Origin of the sequence: Methanosarcina sp. (genome assembly GCF_035390745.1) — an archaeon.
In the GTDB taxonomy this organism is placed as follows: Archaea; Halobacteriota; Methanosarcinia; order Methanosarcinales; family Methanosarcinaceae; genus Methanosarcina.
The window spans coordinates 19,494-35,836 of sequence record NZ_DAOOUJ010000012.1 but is presented as its reverse complement, the minus strand read 5'-3'; the positions used below and the strand labels follow the sequence as shown (position 1 = coordinate 35,836).

Sequence of the window (16,343 nt, the reverse complement as noted above, 5' to 3'; positions counted from 1 at the left end):
TTAACATAAGCGTTAAACTCTTTCTATTAAAATTTAAATAGTTGTAAGCTGTTTTGTATTATAAAGGTACTATCCTTTCTTTTCTCTCGTTTCTGTGAGTTGGATTGGGTCAAGATGGATACAGTCCTAGAATCAAAAAAGTTTGTAAAACATGAATCCGGTAAGGAATACATAGCGATAATTCAGTATATACCTTCTTCCAATACTCATATTATTACTCACAAGGGCGACTTTAAAAAAGGCTTTTTTCTCAAAGATTTCGCTCTTGATTTTGTCAAACTCTTTGGTGAACCTTTTATTTCTTCTGTCACGGAAATTCCTGTTTTTATATTGATAATAACCTGGTTACTATTGTTTTTTGTTTTAATATTAATATATCAAATCTCTAACTGGGAATTTTTTTTAATTATTCAATTTTTCATTCTTGTACTTGTAATCAAGTTAAAGTTTCAGTTCTCTTATATTATGGAGTATTACAGAAACACAAAATGTAATAACTGCGGAAAGGTGTTTATCTGTCGTGAAATCGAAAAACCGGATTTTAAGGAAATAAGTACACCTGAATACTACAGGATAGAGGCAACTCGATACTGGCGTTGTAAATCCTGTGGATATACAAATGTTAGAACAAATTATGAAAGACTTAATACAAAAAAAGGTAAACCGATGAAACTTTCTTCCCTTGCAAAAATTTCCTGCAAAAGATGTGGTAAGACCAGTGCATATATTGAGTCTAAAAAACCGGATATTATAAGATCAGAAAATAGGGGTCGCGAAGAAATTATGGAAAGAAGTTATTACAGGTGTAAATTCTGTGGGTTTGAAGATATTAACGGAGTTGAATATATAAGTTATCCTTATGATGACAGTCTTGGACTTTCTTTTTTTATATATGATGTTACTTATGAAGACTACTCCGATTGAAAGCTTCCTGTGTTTCCTTATCAAAAACGAATAAATCTTTGATTGTTAAATCCTCATAGACTTAATCTGATTATGAAAAAATTACGGGTTCAGACCGTTCGCTTGCGAACGGGGAAAGACAGACGGGATAAGTTATTCTCACAGCCCGGGTTGAATTTTTTGCTTTGTTTTTCCTTCTGCCTTTCACCGGATTAAGCCGGAAAATAAAGAACTCTTCTCATAATGGTCTCCTATAGAAGACCAGAATAAGATAAAATTGGTCTCCTATACAAGACCGCTTTCCAGCAAAATTCCAGTGAATCATAACCTTTTTACCTTTCCTTTCCCAAAAACGTCTCCATGTCTTCCCCAGGCGTCCCGCTTCCTCTCAAAACAGAACATTCTACCAGAGACCGCCTCTACTTGAATTTCTTAAATGTGATCCCTTTCCTGATCGGTTCAATAGCAATCTTGAGGGATTCGCCCAAATGGGTAGCAGTTTACATTGGAATAGCCCTTTTTTTCTTTCTGGTCATAGAACTACGGTTCGCTTGCACTCACTGTTCTTACTACATAAGGAGCAAAAACTGCGTAAAGTGTATGATGCTCCCGGGAATTCCAAAGATTTTCAAAGCTCGTCCCGACCCTCACAGCCCCATTGAAAAGGCGATTCTTGCACTTGGGGCTCTTCCAGTGTTCCTTTTTCCGGTTTACTGGCTTATCAAAGATCCTCTGCTGCTTGGGGCTTATGTCGTTGCCTGGGCATTATTCTTTCTGACCGCCCGCCGGTACGAGTGCGTTCGCTGCATTAACTTTGAGTGCCCTATGAACCGTGTGCCTGCAGAAGTGAAAGAAGATTTTGAGAAAAAAGGCGGGCTTTCCGGAAATATTGAGATTTCAGCAGAGAATATTCGGTTATCAGGGACAGACAGATGTGCCTCACTTAGAGCAGAGCATGAGTTTAAAGACTTTCTTTACTGGAACTTCGTAACGCTGACCATTTTATTTTCTGCAGGGCTTGCGATTGGCATCAGTTCAACAGGGTGGCTTCTTACCTATATTTTCATCGTTATCTTCCATTTCGGTATTCTGGAGCAGTATTTTTTCTGTACTCACTGCCCTTATTTTGTCAGGGGAGAAAAGTGTTTGAGGTGTATGATGAACTGGGGCTGGCCAAGGCATTTTAAGCCAGTACCGTATCCTCCAGGCAAATTTGACCTTGCCATTACATCTCTGGGATTTGTAATCGTGATTTTCTTTCCGCTTCCCTGGCTTTTGAAAGTGCCGTTTCTACTGGGGACTTACCTGGTTGCTATATTGATTTTTTTACTGACAATATGGAGATATGAGTGTGGTCGCTGTATTTATTTTGGGTGCCCTTTTAACAGGGTGCCGGCTGAAGTGAGAAAAGATTACCAGAAATGATTATGATTCGGCTGATTTTAAGGATCTATTCCTTTACGTGTAACCAACCCTTACAGTTTAAACTTCACTATTTCTTTATCTTCATCTTTCTTAATCCGGAAATTTTCGGTCTGTTTTTCCGGGGGATTTTGCCATATCTGGCAGGCATTTCTCTCATCAAAAGAAACTTATTTATACTAAAACACGGTAATGAATTTCCGTGCCCGGATGGGGGCATAAGGAATTGCAAAACCAGAAAAGGAGATTCAAAATATGAAAGAAAAAATACAGAGAAAGACTCCGGAACCCGTTTTGCATGGGTTTTTGTTTAGTAACGGAATGTTTATCACTCCCGCGGAAATGAAAATCATGCAAAGCCTCGGGGTCATTCCGGCAACAAAAGCATAAACTCAAAAATGAAATGGGAAAGAGCACATTGTAAGAATCAGGCAACTTCTCCGTAAGCAATTGTGACCAACCTTCATAATATCGGCTACCTATTAATTAACCTCCAGTAAATTTTAAATCCAACAAAACAACCTCCAGAATGTTTAATGTATCTTCTCATAACCAGTGATCTGCTCCATATCTGACTTAAGCTCAAAAGTTAGAGTGATGGAAGGGTCAATAAGAAAAACAGAGAAAAAAGCAGAAGGAAATTTACCGGGAGTTGTTCTATTGACCTTTTAAGCTTTGTGCCTCTTCTGAGTTCAAATTCCTTTATTTAGCATGAAAGTGCTCTCAAGTACTTTCATTTCTTTGTGCCTCTTATTCAAAGAATATAATGGCGTTTTTTGGCATATTACTCGAAAAATATCATGTTCATTTTTTGTTTTAACAAGTAAGTTCTATCTGTAGATAGGCACACACTTGCTGACAACTACAACCCTGCGCTCGAATTAACTCTGGTCTTTTTTAAAAGTGTATGTCCTTTTCCCTTTCTTTTTCAGCTTAAATAATCTTTTTCGGGTGACCCCTTCCATTATTTCTTCTTCTTTCAAGTAACGGTCTCTAAAAGAAAGAATGCCTTCAGGTTTAAGAATCCTGTGAATCTCTTTCATGACGAGTTGCGGCTCTTTCAGGGTATGGAATGTATCATAAAAAAGGACTATATCCACACTAGCGCCGAGCAGACCTGTGTTATAATCAGTAAGGATAGTCTCCACATTTCTCAGCTGCTTTATATAAGCCAGTTGCCTGACCATTTCAATAGCTACAGGGTTAATATCCAGTGCATAGACCTTTCCTGAAGAACCTACCATTTCGGAAGCATCAGGAATATAGGATCCTGCCCCGCATCCATAATCCAGAACATTGAAACCAGGCTTTATCCCGGCTTCTTCCAGGATCTTTCTGCGGGGAAAAAAGAAGTCTCGAAACTTAAACATAAGGGTATTTGCGTGGAATACAATATCAGAATCCGGCTCTTCCATGGCGTTTTCCTCCTTTGTGGTCAGTCTTCTGTCAATAAGAGTTCAGATCTTTTACTTGCAGGCTAATTTTTTCATTCAAGTCATTTTGAAATTCAATTGCCTTATATTTTACCTGCGGAAAGTTTTCGTGATTTTTTACTGTTCATTTTTTACTGTTCTATACAGATGAAAGATGTATAGTCATAAATATTGACTAATCATATATATTGACTACAACAGTTATCATATTTTCTATCAGACTTCAGGTTACAGGTACTCCGTTCTGCTGTGTGCAAAACTTTAATCCAAAATCAGAACGTAGAATACCTTATAAAGTATCATAAGTAAGGTAGTCAAGTATTAAGTAAGATCTGCATTCTATGAACGGAAGGAGTTAAAGTGACAAGCATTAAAGCCGCCTGCATTCAGATGAACATCTCGCTTTGTTCAAAACATGAAAACCTTGAGCATGCCCTTTCCCTCGCAGAAGAAGCGGTTTCAAAAGAAGCTGAGCTGCTTGTCTTTCCGGAAGTTTTCTCAACAGGCTTTTGTTATGACCACATAGAAGAAGTGGCTGAAACTGCCTCCGGTCCCACGATTGAGGCTCTCTGCAATTTTTCCAGAGAATATGGCTGCATTCTTGCAGGTTCAATGATAGAAAAAAGGGAACAGAAGGAAAGAGGCACAATAAGTTCAGAAAAAAGTGTTCCTTCCCAGTACAACCTCGGTTTCTGCATCGAATCCGGAAAACTGGTCGGGATCCACCGAAAAGCCCAGCTTTATGGTCTTGAAAAAAAATATTTTGCACCTGGAGACAGCATAGCCCCTATCAAACTGCAAAAACACGGGCTCTCCATGGGGCTTATAGTTTGTAATGAACTCAGGTATCCTGAAGTTTCCCGAAAACTTGCTCTTGAAGGAGCAGACTTTCTGGTCTCAGCTGCCTATATGCCGGATTTTTACATCTATCCCTGGCGCATTATGTCCATTTCCCGGGCGATTGAAAACCAGCTGCCGCATATCGCCTGCACCAGAGTGGGAAAAGATAAGTATTCGAATTATCCCGGCGGCTCTTTTATTGTCGATGGCTGGGGGCGCGTTCTGGCAGAAGCCGGGACCGAAGAGTGTGTTCTTCTTGGAGAAATCGATCTGGAAGAAGCAAAAGAGATCCGGCAAACCGGGTCCATTCTCGAAGACCGCAGGCCGGAATTGTATTAACCGTTAAAATAGAAGAGTCCAGAAATCAATATCAGCAAAAACAGTAAAAAGGTAATCCCTTTTGGGTTACCCTTTAAGTTCCTTTATAATCAGTTCACGCGCTGTCTTTGCATCCGCCGTGCCTTTTGTCTTTTTCATGACCTGTCCTACAAGGAAGTTCAGAGACTTTTCTGTTCCTCCAAGATAGTCCTGCACTGCAGCTGCGTTTTCGGCAATTGTTTCGGCAACAGCCCTGGTAACCAGATCGTCTTCGGCTTTGAAAAGACCTTTTTCTTCTATGATCTGCGAGGGAGTCTTTTCCTCAGTTCCGTCCAGGATGGTACGGATGACTTCTACTGCAGCCCTGTCGCTGATTTTGCCTTCAGCAAAAAGGTTGACCAGTTCTACCATGTCCGAAACCTTGAAGGAATTCTCCACCTCAGGGTCTTTTGCATGGATGAAGCCGATTGTACTGCCGTCGTAAGAAGAAATCGCAAGGTCGCGGTAGTTCAGTTCCCCGAGGAAGACGTCAGCAGTCCAGGTAGCTGCAATCTTCGGGTCAACCCCTTTTGCACAGACCCCTTCGTAGAAGTCGGCGAGCATAATCTTTGAGGTAAGAGCTCTTGCGTGCATATCCGTGATGCCGTACTGCTCCATGAAGCGTGCGCGTTTTGCGTCCGGAAGTTCTGGCAGGGTTTCCTTGATTGCCGGAATCCAGTCAGTAACACGCATGGGCATAAGGTCTGGCTCACGGAAGTAGCGGTAGTCTTCTGCCTCTTCCTTGGTCCTCATTGAAAGCGTTACGCCTCTACCCTCATCGAAGTGGCGGGTTTCCTGAACGATTTTTCCTCCTCTGCGGATCACGTTCTTCTGGCGCATGATCTCGTAGAGCAGAGCCCTTTCCACTCCTTTATGGGAGGAAATATTTTTGATCTCAACCCTGGTGCCCCAGTGGACCGAGACGTTTGCATCGACACGCATAGCCCCTTCAAGGTTTCCGTCAAAAACATCAAGGTATTCTAGGATATTCCTGAACTTGTCAAGGAACCTCCTGGCTTCTTTGGGGCTCCTCATGTCCGGCTCGGTAACGGTTTCAATCAGGGGCATGCCTGACCTGTTGTAGTCGATAAGGACACCTTTGGACTTTTCAATGCTCCCTATATGTACAAGCTTTCCGGGGTCTTCTTCCATATGAGCCCTTGTAATTCCGACTACGTGTTCTCCATCTTCTCCTTCGATCACTACCTTTCCTTTGCTGACAATCGGATAGTCGTACTGTGTGACCTGGAAACCTTTGGGAAGGTCAGGATAGAAGTAATTCTTCCTGTGGAACTGGGTCTCTTCCGCAATCTCTCCTTCAAGGGCAAGTCCTACCTTAATTGCTGCTTCCACAGCTTTTTTGTTCAGGACAGGGAGTGCTCCAGGAAGACCAAGGCATACCGGACATGTGTGGGTATTGGGAGCGTCGTTGTGATAATCGGTAGAGCAGCCGCAGAACATTTTGGTCTTGAGTTTGTTAAGCTGCACGTGGATTTCAAGCCCTATCCTTATACCGTCAGGGTTTTCATAGACCATTTATGCCACCTCCGGAGGTCTCTTAGTGTGGTAATCAGTATTCTTCTCAAACGTATAAGCTGCCCGAAGGACGGTAGGTTCGTCAAAGGGCTTGCCCATGATCTGAAGTCCTATCGGCAGTCCGTCTGTAAATCCGCAGGGTACGGAAATTGAAGGCACGCCTGCAAGGTTAATAGGGCAGGTGTTTATGTCCGAAAGGTAGAGGGTAAGAGGGTCTTCAATCTTTTCCCCAATCTTGAAAGCAGGATTCGGCATGGTTGGAGCCATGAGCAGATCGACTTTTGAAAGGGCTTTATCAAAGTCCTGCTTTACAAGAGTCCTGACCTTCAGGGCTTTGAGGTAGTATTTGTCGTGGTAGCCTGCAGAGAGGGCGTAGGTTCCGAGGAGAATTCTTCTCTTGACTTCTGTGCCGAAACCCTCAGCCCTGGTCTTTGAAACCATAGCATGCCAGTTTTCTCCGCTTGCTCTGAATCCGTAACGTGTTCCATCGAAACGGGCAAGGTTTGAGGACGCTTCGCTCATTGCAATTATATAATATGAAGCAAGGGCATACTTTATATGAGGCATTGAGACTTCTTCCCAGGTCGCTCCGAGGCTCTCACATTTGTATATTGCATCCCATACTGCTTTTTCTACGTCAGGATGAATCCCTTCTCCAAAGAATTCCTTCGGGACCCCTATTTTCAGGCCTTTCACGTCATCAACAAGAGCTTTCTGGTACTCTGTTTTGCTGTCAATAGAAGTGGAATCTCTCTTATCATAACCTGCTATAACATCCATGAGGACTGCAATATCTTCCACGTTGTTTGCAAGGGGTCCGACCTGTTCAAGGGAGTTTGCATAAGCCACAACTCCGTACCTTGAAACTGCTCCGTAGGTCGGTTTAAGCCCCACTACCCCGCAGAAAGATGCAGGACAGCGTACGGACCCGCCTGTATCAGAACCAAGAGCAAAAGGAGCTTCTCCGGCTGCTACAACTGCTGCACTTCCTCCGGAAGATCCTCCGGGTACTCTTTCAAGGTCCCAGGGGTTTGCAGTAGGTCCGAAATGGCTGGTTTCCGTGGAAGATCCCATGGCAAATTCGTCCATATTGGTTTTTCCAAGGATTACAGCTCCTGCAGCGAGGAGTTTCTCAATGACATGGGCATTGAAAGGAGGTACATAGCCTTCAAGAATCTTCGAGCCGCAACTGTTTGGCAGCCCAACTACGGAAATGTTGTCCTTTATAGCAATCGGTACACCTGCAAGAGGACCTTCGTGCCCTTCGGTGTCGATTTTTTTAGCCTGCTCAAGGGCTTTATCGGAAACCGTTATATAACCATTGATTTTGCTCTTTCCGATAACTTCGAGGTATCTGGCTGTTACTTCTTCGGCTGAGCTTTCTTTAATCTTCTCTTTAACCTGTGCAACACTCATCCATTTTGCCATCAAAACAACTCCTCAGCCAATTTTCGGGACCCTGAAAGCCCCGTCCTGTTTCTGTTCTGTGTTTGCAAGAACAGTTTCCTGCGGGAGGCACTTTTCCACCACATCCTCCCTGAATACATTATAAACCTCAGCAACATGGTATGTAGGAGCAACATCTTCGGTCGGCAGTTCATCAAGCTGCCCGAAATACCCCAGAACTGAGTTAAGTTTTTCCATATACTCGACTGTTTCCTGCTCATTGATTTCTATGCGAGCAAGCCAGCCGATGTGTTCTACATCTTCTTTTGTGATCATGAAAATTCCTCAAAAATAGAATGATCCTGAATAGAATGCCTTTGGTAATGCATTATAGAAACAGTTTATGAAATAAATATATATTCTTCCAGCACGAGGTCATTTTCGCTGCGCTCAAGAGGACTTCCATTAATCTTCCATTATTTTAGAGTTTTACTTCTTCTGCCTCCTGTTGAGGTCGTACATCTGTACTTTTTTCATCTTTGCCAGGTTGAGGACTCTTTCGAGTTCTTCGTCTTTGAGTTGCCGGGCTTCGATGTATCCGTTGTCCACGGCTTCGTTGAAGATTTCATAGCCTATGGCTGAACGGGCAAGAACTGTTGTGTAGCCTCTGGGACTTCCAACACCTCCAAAGGAGATATCTGAGTTTTCTGCGGTCAGGTCTGTACAGAAACGGCAGGAGGAGCTTCTATATTCGTCAAAATCATCGAGTTCGAAGATCTGTTCTTTTCCTTCTTTCAGGGTAACTTCGAATTTTCCTTTTCGGATTTTCATGGCGTCGACGTTATCCAGTGTAATTCCATAGCTTTCCAGTACGGTTTTTATTCCCTCATAGGAAAAAGTATCCATGCAGAAGAGTCCCAGTTTGAGAACCTTTGCCCTCATAAAGAGGTGCAGAAAACCGTAAGAGCTTTTCTGCATTTTCGTGACCGCATCAATATTGCAGCTCGTCCCTACAAAGGCAACGCTGTTCATCCCCTGTTTTACTGCGCTCATGAGGGCTTCAAGAGTCATCGAATGTGAATAAATACTTCCGCTACTCTGCAGGATTTCCTCCCTGTTTTTTGCAACTATGGGTATGGGCTTCCAGGGTTCTTCTTCTGAGCGGATTGTGACCACGGCACAGTCAATAAGTCCCTCGTCCAGAGCATACAGAAGAAGAGAAGTTACAACTCCGCCGTCCTGCCCCTTTATTTCAGGTATGGCAGATTTTGCAGCATAGGCGTATCTGAAGCTCCCTATGAGCCCTTCTTCCGTGGTGATAGTCCTGGGGCATTGATAATAACAAACACCGCAGGCTTTGCAGGGGCCTACAAGTTCGGTTTTTCCATCTTTGATAGTTATGTATTCGCAGCTTGCTGCACATGCTCCGCAAAGAGTGCAGATCCCAGGCTTTATGATATCCCGCTTTAGTTTTCCGAAAGAGATTTTTTCTTTTTCACTCAGGCTGCGCTTGAGTCTGATAACGCTCTTTTCAAGTGCGTCGAATTTTTGCTTGCATTCGGTACTGCAGAAATAGTAATGTTTTCCCCCGTAATCCGAAACGTATTCAGTATCGTTAGGTGTTATTTTTTTGCAAATAGGATCTAGCGGCATTAAAATCCTCCGATGATTGCTACCCAGGTTTCATGATATTTATGTGCGTAATCCTGCGAAATATCTAAAATGGTTCTTCAATTTACGATTATTATATTTTATGAGAAAATATTAATCACTGTGCATTATTATAACTATGCTCTTTATAATTTCTGCCCTTTATAATTGAATGATGTAATTTCTCCCTCTGGAGAAGCAGCAAAAAAGTCTTGGAACGGCAAAAAGAATGCGAAAAACAAATGATTAGAATGAAAACAAATGATCAGAATATGTCGATATATCACATAAAAAATTACAGTCATTTAATGAATTAGTCATTATAATTCATGAATAGATGCAGCAATTAATAACTAATTTAAATAAGCTGGCAATTTGAATTGTTTTAGAAAAGGTTATTATAGGCTTTGTTTAATACCTTCTTTAAACTTCAGATAAATTGTGTCCTTGTCTCATGTGTTTATTGAATCCTGGAGACAGGTCTTCCATAAAAGTCCGATATCAGAATTCGGTTTTTAAATGTTTATCCTTTCTAATATGAACTTAATGTGTTCTATAGTACAAACTTAATTGATTCTACGTCTGCAGATTTAACCGTATAAATGGATTTGATTTAATTTATAGATTCTCAGGAAGGAACAAAAATGGCTCTTAAACCCAGAATTGCAGAATCTCCTCAGGTTCGTTTGATTGACCTCAAGTCAAAACCGTTCTTTATCGTAGCTTCAGTAGAAGTAGGAAATACCACAACCAAATGTATCCTTACAGCCACCAATATGGATACTGGCAGGACGCATATCATTAATAAAGTAGTACGCATGACCAGAGATGTCCGCCCTCCAAAACCCGGAGAAGCTGTTTTCGGAAAGACTCTTACGGGTGTGGAACTTACGCGCGAGGCTGTTGCAGAACTGGTAAAGAGTACCCTTACCGAATCTATGGAAAAAGCCAGCCTGGATATAAAAACTGACCTGGACTTCGTGGTACGCTCTACGGGTGTAGTTGCAGGCTTTGATTCTCCGGAAGAAGTCGGCGAATTTATCAAAGCCCTGGCAGATGGATGCCTGATTGCAGGGGTCCCTCCTAAAAACATGACTCCTCCAATGTCAGTCTCAAACATTCCTAAGAAGCTTCAGAAATACAGCAAACTGGAAAAAGTAATTTTTGATGGGGCTGTAGCCAGCGTCACGCCACCCATAGGTTCTACTGGCGTTGAGATTGTTGCAAACGAGATGGAAGGAGAGCTTGCAACCGCAGGAATAAAAGAAGCGGCTAAATTGACGGATGTGGATTTCAGGAACCCCTGTATCTCAATCGACTTCGGGACTACTCTTGACGGCAGAATAACAAGCCCTGACCAGCCATATGCAAAAACAATTGGAAACTTCTGTGGATTCGCAGGTGCAATTCCTGATGCGATTATCCGGGGATCGAAAGTTGTTGACTCTAAGGTAGGAACCGCTCTGGAGGTTTTTGAAAAACAGAAACCTCCTTCTTTCATTACTTTGAAAATGAAAGCTAAAGCTATAGAAGATTATTCGAAGCGCATTCATGAGCTCATAATCATTGAAAAAGTCCCCCGAGATAGAAAGAGGTACGGCAGCGTTCCTGTCAGGCCGGATGCGGCTGAAGAGTTAGGTGTAACACTTATAGGCTGCGATGTGGGCGAAAACGGCTCATATATGGGAAAACTGAGTGCAATAGGCATGGAAATATGCAAAAGCCATGGGCTGCCGATTGTTTATGCTGTCATTGATGAGGTAATGGCAGGGGTAGTGTGCAGGCTCATAGAGGTTGCAAAGAAAGAAGGACTCATTTTTGAAGAAAGCACTATCGGAATCACCGGCAGAGCAGGAATCACCGGAAACAAACCTAAACTGATTTTGAGCTGCCTTGAGAAAATGAATATTGCCCCGAAAATCGATGAGAGAGTGGTCTTTGTGGATGACGGGCTTGCCAGAGGTGCGGCTGTTATGGCCCGCTGTATGAACTCCCTGGGTACACCGCAAAACCCGCTTGGCGGCAGACACGGTGGAAAATGTATCCTTGCACAGCGGATAAAAATGCAGGAAAAATAAAACGGTCGCCTTATTGGAATGGCAGCTTATCATTAGCAAATCAGCGTTTTCTGCAATGAATAAAGAAATATCTGTTTAAAAACAAGTATTAGAAACCCTTCCAGAAAGAAGGTAAGACAAAGGCAGGATAAATCAGCCTCCTGCCCCTCCACCTCCGGCTTTTCCAAGATCGAAGGCCTGAATTGTTTCCCTTTCTTTCCTGAACCTTTCTTCGAGTTCTTCGGCAGTAAATTCTCTTTGTTCTCTCTTCTCTGTGGGCTTGAGATCTGTATATTCCAGGGTCTCGTCTCTATACCAGAGATTTGTACTTTCGAGCAGGACCCATACTTTTCCCTGTTCGTCCTTTTTGATCTCGGTTACACGACTCAAAGTGTCGCTATTTACGTATTTGACAGCATCTCCCACTTTGATAATCTTCTTGTTCCGCCCTACCGCCGTGATTTCATCAGCATCAGCCATGCTTTCACCTCAAGGGCTTCCAGGACGCAGATTTTAGGCCCTGCAAGTCCACTCCTTCTTTTTTAATAAATGCTTATAGGTTATTCAGGCCCTTTAATAAAGTTTGTGTGATTTTGCCTGTGAAAGTCTCCAGAATATTCAAAAATTTTAAGAAACTTTTCAATTCAAAAAATAAAAAAAGAGTCTGGTGGTTCCTGATTTCTCAGTAACCAGCTATTTTTTCAGCATAAATTTTTCTTTATTTATTAATTCTTTACTGGCTGATTTCGTTCCTGAGTTCTCCCATGAGAGCTACCCTTTCAGCATATGCATTGTGCCTGTGTATACTTTCTTCATTGGTCTGTTTGATAGTTATTACTGCATTATCTGGAAGGTTCGGGAACTCTTTTACGACATTGTCTGCCATTGCTCTTACACAGTCTTCCACAAACTTCGGGTTCATGTGTGCAGTTTCCACAACAACCTTTTCGTCTGAGCGTTTCAGGACTTCATAAACGCTTGAACTCATGGAGCGTTCAATTATTTTTATTATGCTTTCCAGGGAAACATCAAAATCGTGGGCTACTTTGATTGAGATAATGCCTTTTCCGCGCTGGTTATGGGTAGCCATCGGGACTTTTTCCAGGAACTTTATTATTGTATCCCTGCCAACTCCAAGATTGGCAAGCTCGGTTGCGGCTTTATCTCTCATAATCTCCTGAGCGCAGGGGCAGGCAGTCATTCCTACAACTTCGGCTCCGATGAGTTTTTTCACATCAAAGTAGTCTCTGTCGCCGTCACCCCTCACAGCTGAAGCTTCGGCAAAGATGTTAACCACTTCCTGGCACTTGATCCCCGTGGAAGGAGAGGCACGCCTTATCATATATTCGCTTTTCATCCTGACTTCAGCCTGATTTGCATATTCATGGCGTCCGAGAAGGTTATGTGCAATATCGCTGCATAGTTGTTCTATTTCATATACAGGTGTGCTGAGAACCTTTTCCAGTACCTCATCCACAGCTTCGAAGTTCCTTGAAAGGTTTGCTCCCTTACGGTCCGAAGGCAGGTCAACAAAGACGTCAAAGGTTGAAATCAATACTATCGGGCGCTTGTCCTTTCTTTTGATTTCAACCAGCTTTTTCATATTTGTTACCCCGACACGGGTAAGATTGATAGCTATGCTTGGTTTGCTGGCCTGGACGTCCGGGAGGTTGAAAGTACAATGTTCCATATTTAACCAGATCCGTGAAAAGATAAGTATACTTGATTTTTAGAATAAATCCTTAATAAATACATAATTTTATTATATGCGTTTGGAAAAATATAATGACCATAAGAAGTAATAGCATGTAAAGTTTGTGCTTTCCAGGTTCTTTTCCAAAAGTACAATAAAATATATTCTAATTGAGTGTCTAAAATCCCTTACCTGAATACTGTTTTGAGTTGAATTTTTAACAAGGAATAAATATTTAAATATTTCCCAGTTCAATAACAATCTCTAAATATTTAGTTCAAATGCACTTCAGAGATTGAGAGCAGTTTTGTATAAACCACTAACTATAGGCAACATCCAAAGAAAGATTTTATATACTTTAAAAATTAATCAGTGTCTAGCAATACAATTTGCGAGGTGACCTTTATGTCCAACACAAGAAATTTTGTTTTACGAGACGAAGAAGGCAATGAACACGGAGTTTTCACTGGAAAACAGCCTCGGCAGGCTGCTCTGAAAGCTGCAAACCGGGGTTCCGGGACCAAATCCAAACCTGATATCATCCGCCTCAGGGAACGCGGGACAAAGAAGGTGCACGTTTTCAAGGCATGGAAAGAACTTGTCGCAGCCCCAAAAAACAGACCTGACTGGATGCCTGAGAAAATCAGCAAGCCCTTCGTTAAGAAAGAAAGGATCGAAAAGCTCGAGTGAATCTTTATCATCATATCCCCTGGAAAACAGGGTTCTTTATTTTTATTTTTTAAATCCTGATACGAATTAGCCTGGAAAGGTCTTTATTTTTATACTATCCGGGCTGGCTTATTTCTGTATCTCCACCAATTCGTGTGAGATTTCTTTATCGGCTTTTTTATAGATCTTTCTAATTTTACCCGCAATACTCAACGATAAGTTTAAAAAGAGATTCTCTGATTCCTAAATTATGGAACTTAAAAGAGAGAATGTGCTCATCGAAGCCCTGCCTTATATGCAGAAGTTCTACGATTCAATCATGGTTATCAAAGTGGGTGGTAACGCAATGGTCAGCACCCAGATCATGGAGGATATCATAAAAGATATCGTTCTTCTGCGTTATGTGGGAATCAAACCCGTTATTGTACACGGTGGGGGACCTGAAATCACCGAGAAAATGGAACGCATGGGCAAAAAGGCAGAGTTCTTCCAGGGGCTTCGAATTACAGATGACGAAACCATGGAAATTGCCAGAATGGTTCTGGTTGGGAACATAAACACAAAGATAGTATCTCTTATCGGGTTATTTGGCGGCAAAGGTGTCGGGTTTACAGGCTATGACGGAAGAATGATCCTCGGCCACAAACAGGCTGCGAAGCATGTGATTATCGACGGCGTGGAAACTGAAGTGGATATAGGCTGGGTAGGGGAAAGTGAGGTTATAAACCCTGAAATTCTCCATATTATGCTAGAGAAAGGCTATATACCGGTTATCTCTCCGATTGCTGTGGATGCAAAAGGCAATGCCCTTAACATAAATGCAGATACGGTTGCAGGAGACATTGCAGCGGCTTTGAAAGCTAAAAAACTTATCCTTATGACTGATGTTTGCGGTCTGCTGAGAAACATTAACGATCCGAAAAGCCGCGTCTCCCGCTTACATCTGGACGAAATTGACCCCCTTATTGAGGAAGGAATTATCAAGGGTGGAATGATCCCCAAAATCAAAGGTGCGGCTGTTGCAGTTAAAAGCGGGGTCGAGAGAGCACACATCATAAACGGGAGCGTTTCCCATTCTATGCTTCTTGAACTCTTTACTGACGGCGGAGTCGGAACAATGATCTACGGGCCGGAAAACTTGCCGGAGTGATCGCGGGTTTCCGATGCCATTTATAAGTTAGAGGGTATTTTGAGATCAAGAAGATCAAATTGTGGGCCTTGATCTCAGATTTTACTCCGCAAACCAAATTATAATTTTGGAACTTACTTTTTTCAGGTGGACCACTTTTCCAGCATTTCAGTCTAAAATGGGCGTTCCGTATGTGAAGTCTTCGATTTCCAGAACTTTTTTCCAGAGCTCTTTACAGTCACAGTCTCTGCTGCTGAGATCTTCAGGGTTCTGGGTGAGTGAGAAGGTCCGGAGAGAATCAGAAACTTCTGAACTGCATTCTTTACAGTTATGAGGGCCGCGTTTTGAGCCTGCGCCTACCGGGTCGGACATGAGGGGAAGATCAGGATGAGCTGCTTTCGCTTTTCGGAGAATTTCGATTATGCTCCAGAGCCAGGGTGGGCGGTACTGGCCTTTCTCCCAGAGAGCTTCTACAAGGGTGCCTTTCTGGACATTGCAGAGGTTAATCGAGATGGTATCCGCGTACGGGGCTGCGTCGTCTATGGAACGCATAATGTCTTCCATTGCCTGCTTTTCTGATAGGAATAGAGGCTTGAGCATAAGGTAGGCTTTTACGGTCACGCCATATTTTTTTGCAGTTTCTGCTGCGCGGATAAAATCCTGGAATGTGAAACCCTTGTTAATGGAGTCTTTTCGGATTTTGTCCGAACTTGTTTCAAGCCCGAATGCAAGTTCGAATGGTTTGTTTTTCAGGATGTCCAGGCAGGCATGTAAGTTTTTTTCGGTTACGAAGTTAGGGCGCGTTTCAACCAGCACCTTGATGACTCTGGGATCTTCTGCAAGGTTTTTAAGGATCGCATCTCTGGCTTCAGGCTGGACTTCCTGTTCATCCAGGAAACTACCCGAGGTAAAGATCTTGACCATGAATTCTGAGAACTTTTCAGCTTTCTTCAACGCTTTTGCAAGCTGGGATTCATACTCTTCAAGGGTTGGCGGCTCACTTGCACAGTCATAGACATAGCCGCACATTGTACAGCCTCCGGCTTTTCCCCAGCGGCAACCTGCGCTCTTGAAGATCACTGTGAGGGTTTTTGTTTGGACCCCGTTTACAAGGTCTGTTCCGGTCCAGCTTGCCGCAGGTTCATCTGCAGGTGAGGGTTTTACTTTGATCCGCTGCCGGATATCCAGTACTGCTTTATTAAGGGACATGGGCTTAAAACTCGCTTGAATTAATGTTTATAAATTAATATTTGTGGCTTGATATTTGT

Annotated in this window: 15 protein-coding genes; 7 read left to right on the top strand and 8 right to left on the bottom strand. The window is 42.6% G+C overall.

The genetic code is table 11. The annotated features are described in order from the left end of the window. The first annotated feature begins 114 nt into the window (after nucleotides 1–114). From PLL47_RS05070 to PLL47_RS05060, 3 genes are all read left to right on the top strand, one after another. Nucleotides 115–924: a hypothetical protein gene (locus PLL47_RS05070; RefSeq protein WP_324445117.1), complete on the top strand. Its 810-nt coding sequence runs from the start codon at nucleotides 115–117 to the stop codon at nucleotides 922–924. A gap of 339 nt (nucleotides 925–1,263) precedes the next feature. Next, nucleotides 1,264–2,328 carry a hypothetical protein gene (locus PLL47_RS05065; RefSeq protein WP_324445116.1) on the top strand — a complete coding sequence of 355 codons (1,065 nt, stop codon included), beginning with the start codon at nucleotides 1,264–1,266 and terminating at the stop codon, nucleotides 2,326–2,328. Between the two features lie 252 nt (nucleotides 2,329–2,580). Beyond that, complete coding sequence (locus PLL47_RS05060; RefSeq protein ID WP_324445115.1) at nucleotides 2,581–2,715, top strand: hypothetical protein; 135 nt, start codon at nucleotides 2,581–2,583, stop codon at nucleotides 2,713–2,715. 491 nt (nucleotides 2,716–3,206) lie between these two features. Here the strand turns inward: PLL47_RS05060 and PLL47_RS05055 are convergent, their stop codons facing one another. Further along, a complete protein-coding gene (locus PLL47_RS05055) occupies nucleotides 3,207–3,740 on the bottom strand; it encodes a class I SAM-dependent methyltransferase (protein WP_324445114.1) in 534 nt (177 codons plus the stop codon). Between the two features lie 378 nt (nucleotides 3,741–4,118). Between PLL47_RS05055 and PLL47_RS05050 the strand changes: the two genes are divergently transcribed. Beyond that, nucleotides 4,119–4,937, top strand: coding sequence for a nitrilase-related carbon-nitrogen hydrolase (locus PLL47_RS05050; RefSeq protein WP_324445113.1), 819 nt, complete (start codon nucleotides 4,119–4,121; stop codon nucleotides 4,935–4,937). Between the two features lie 66 nt (nucleotides 4,938–5,003). Here the strand turns inward: PLL47_RS05050 and gatB are convergent, their stop codons facing one another. The 4 genes from gatB to PLL47_RS05030 form a co-directional block, all read right to left on the bottom strand. Next, nucleotides 5,004–6,491 (bottom strand): Asp-tRNA(Asn)/Glu-tRNA(Gln) amidotransferase subunit GatB, encoded by a 1,488-nt coding sequence (gene gatB / locus PLL47_RS05045; RefSeq protein WP_324445112.1) that lies wholly within the window; start codon nucleotides 6,489–6,491, stop codon nucleotides 5,004–5,006. Next, complete coding sequence (gene gatA / locus PLL47_RS05040; protein WP_324445111.1) at nucleotides 6,492–7,919, bottom strand: Asp-tRNA(Asn)/Glu-tRNA(Gln) amidotransferase subunit GatA; 1,428 nt, start codon at nucleotides 7,917–7,919, stop codon at nucleotides 6,492–6,494. It lies immediately after the preceding gene. Between the two features lie 12 nt (nucleotides 7,920–7,931). Then, on the bottom strand, nucleotides 7,932–8,213 hold the full coding sequence (gene gatC / locus PLL47_RS05035; protein WP_324445110.1) for an Asp-tRNA(Asn)/Glu-tRNA(Gln) amidotransferase subunit GatC: 282 nt from the start codon (nucleotides 8,211–8,213) through the stop codon (nucleotides 7,932–7,934). Nucleotides 8,214–8,366: 153 nt separating this feature from the next. Continuing rightward, entirely contained in the window at nucleotides 8,367–9,530 is a 1,164-nt protein-coding gene (locus PLL47_RS05030) for a Coenzyme F420 hydrogenase/dehydrogenase, beta subunit C-terminal domain (RefSeq protein ID WP_324445109.1), read from the bottom strand. Between the two features lie 641 nt (nucleotides 9,531–10,171). Here PLL47_RS05030 and PLL47_RS05025 point away from each other — a divergent pair. After that, nucleotides 10,172–11,605, top strand: coding sequence for a methanogenesis marker 14 protein (locus PLL47_RS05025; protein WP_324445108.1), 1,434 nt, complete (start codon nucleotides 10,172–10,174; stop codon nucleotides 11,603–11,605). A 132-nt stretch (nucleotides 11,606–11,737) separates the two neighbouring features. Here PLL47_RS05025 and PLL47_RS05020 read toward each other — a convergent pair whose 3' ends face one another. Then, nucleotides 11,738–12,064: a DUF2098 domain-containing protein gene (locus PLL47_RS05020; RefSeq protein WP_324445107.1), complete on the bottom strand. Its 327-nt coding sequence runs from the start codon at nucleotides 12,062–12,064 to the stop codon at nucleotides 11,738–11,740. Nucleotides 12,065–12,317: 253 nt separating this feature from the next. Then, nucleotides 12,318–13,274 (bottom strand): GTP cyclohydrolase MptA, encoded by a 957-nt coding sequence (mptA, locus tag PLL47_RS05015; protein WP_324445106.1) that lies wholly within the window; start codon nucleotides 13,272–13,274, stop codon nucleotides 12,318–12,320. Between the two features lie 408 nt (nucleotides 13,275–13,682). Between mptA and PLL47_RS05010 the strand changes: the two genes are divergently transcribed. Together PLL47_RS05010 and argB are read left to right on the top strand one after the other, a co-directional pair. After that, nucleotides 13,683–13,967 (top strand): non-histone chromosomal MC1 family protein, encoded by a 285-nt coding sequence (locus tag PLL47_RS05010; RefSeq protein WP_324445105.1) that lies wholly within the window; start codon nucleotides 13,683–13,685, stop codon nucleotides 13,965–13,967. A 229-nt stretch (nucleotides 13,968–14,196) separates the two neighbouring features. Beyond that, nucleotides 14,197–15,096: an acetylglutamate kinase gene (gene argB / locus PLL47_RS05005; RefSeq protein WP_324445104.1), complete on the top strand. Its 900-nt coding sequence runs from the start codon at nucleotides 14,197–14,199 to the stop codon at nucleotides 15,094–15,096. A 147-nt stretch (nucleotides 15,097–15,243) separates the two neighbouring features. Here argB and PLL47_RS05000 read toward each other — a convergent pair whose 3' ends face one another. Then, nucleotides 15,244–16,284, bottom strand: a complete 1,041-nt coding sequence (locus tag PLL47_RS05000; RefSeq protein ID WP_324445103.1) for an archaeosine biosynthesis radical SAM protein RaSEA — start codon at nucleotides 16,282–16,284, stop codon at nucleotides 15,244–15,246. Nucleotides 16,285–16,343 lie beyond the last annotated feature (59 nt).

Bases quoted from the DNA above. Each gene is read 5' to 3' on its own strand.
- PLL47_RS05070 (WP_324445117.1), top strand. From the start codon at position 115: ATGGATACAGTCCTAGAATCAAAAAAGTTTGTAAAACATGAATCCGGT.
- PLL47_RS05065 (WP_324445116.1), top strand. From the start codon at position 1,264: ATGTCTTCCCCAGGCGTCCCGCTTCCTCTCAAAACAGAACATTCTACC.
- PLL47_RS05060 (WP_324445115.1), top strand. From the start codon at position 2,581: ATGAAAGAAAAAATACAGAGAAAGACTCCGGAACCCGTTTTGCATGGG.
- PLL47_RS05055 (WP_324445114.1), bottom strand. From the start codon at position 3,740: ATGGAAGAGCCGGATTCTGATATTGTATTCCACGCAAATACCCTTATG.
- gatB (WP_324445112.1), bottom strand. From the start codon at position 6,491: ATGGTCTATGAAAACCCTGACGGTATAAGGATAGGGCTTGAAATCCAC.
- gatA (WP_324445111.1), bottom strand. From the start codon at position 7,919: ATGGCAAAATGGATGAGTGTTGCACAGGTTAAAGAGAAGATTAAAGAA.
- gatC (WP_324445110.1), bottom strand. From the start codon at position 8,213: ATGATCACAAAAGAAGATGTAGAACACATCGGCTGGCTTGCTCGCATA.
- PLL47_RS05030 (WP_324445109.1), bottom strand. From the start codon at position 9,530: ATGCCGCTAGATCCTATTTGCAAAAAAATAACACCTAACGATACTGAA.
- PLL47_RS05025 (WP_324445108.1), top strand. From the start codon at position 10,172: ATGGCTCTTAAACCCAGAATTGCAGAATCTCCTCAGGTTCGTTTGATT.
- PLL47_RS05020 (WP_324445107.1), bottom strand. From the start codon at position 12,064: ATGGCTGATGCTGATGAAATCACGGCGGTAGGGCGGAACAAGAAGATT.
- mptA (WP_324445106.1), bottom strand. From the start codon at position 13,274: ATGGAACATTGTACTTTCAACCTCCCGGACGTCCAGGCCAGCAAACCA.
- PLL47_RS05010 (WP_324445105.1), top strand. From the start codon at position 13,683: ATGTCCAACACAAGAAATTTTGTTTTACGAGACGAAGAAGGCAATGAA.
- argB (WP_324445104.1), top strand. From the start codon at position 14,197: ATGGAACTTAAAAGAGAGAATGTGCTCATCGAAGCCCTGCCTTATATG.
- PLL47_RS05000 (WP_324445103.1), bottom strand. From the start codon at position 16,284: ATGTCCCTTAATAAAGCAGTACTGGATATCCGGCAGCGGATCAAAGTA.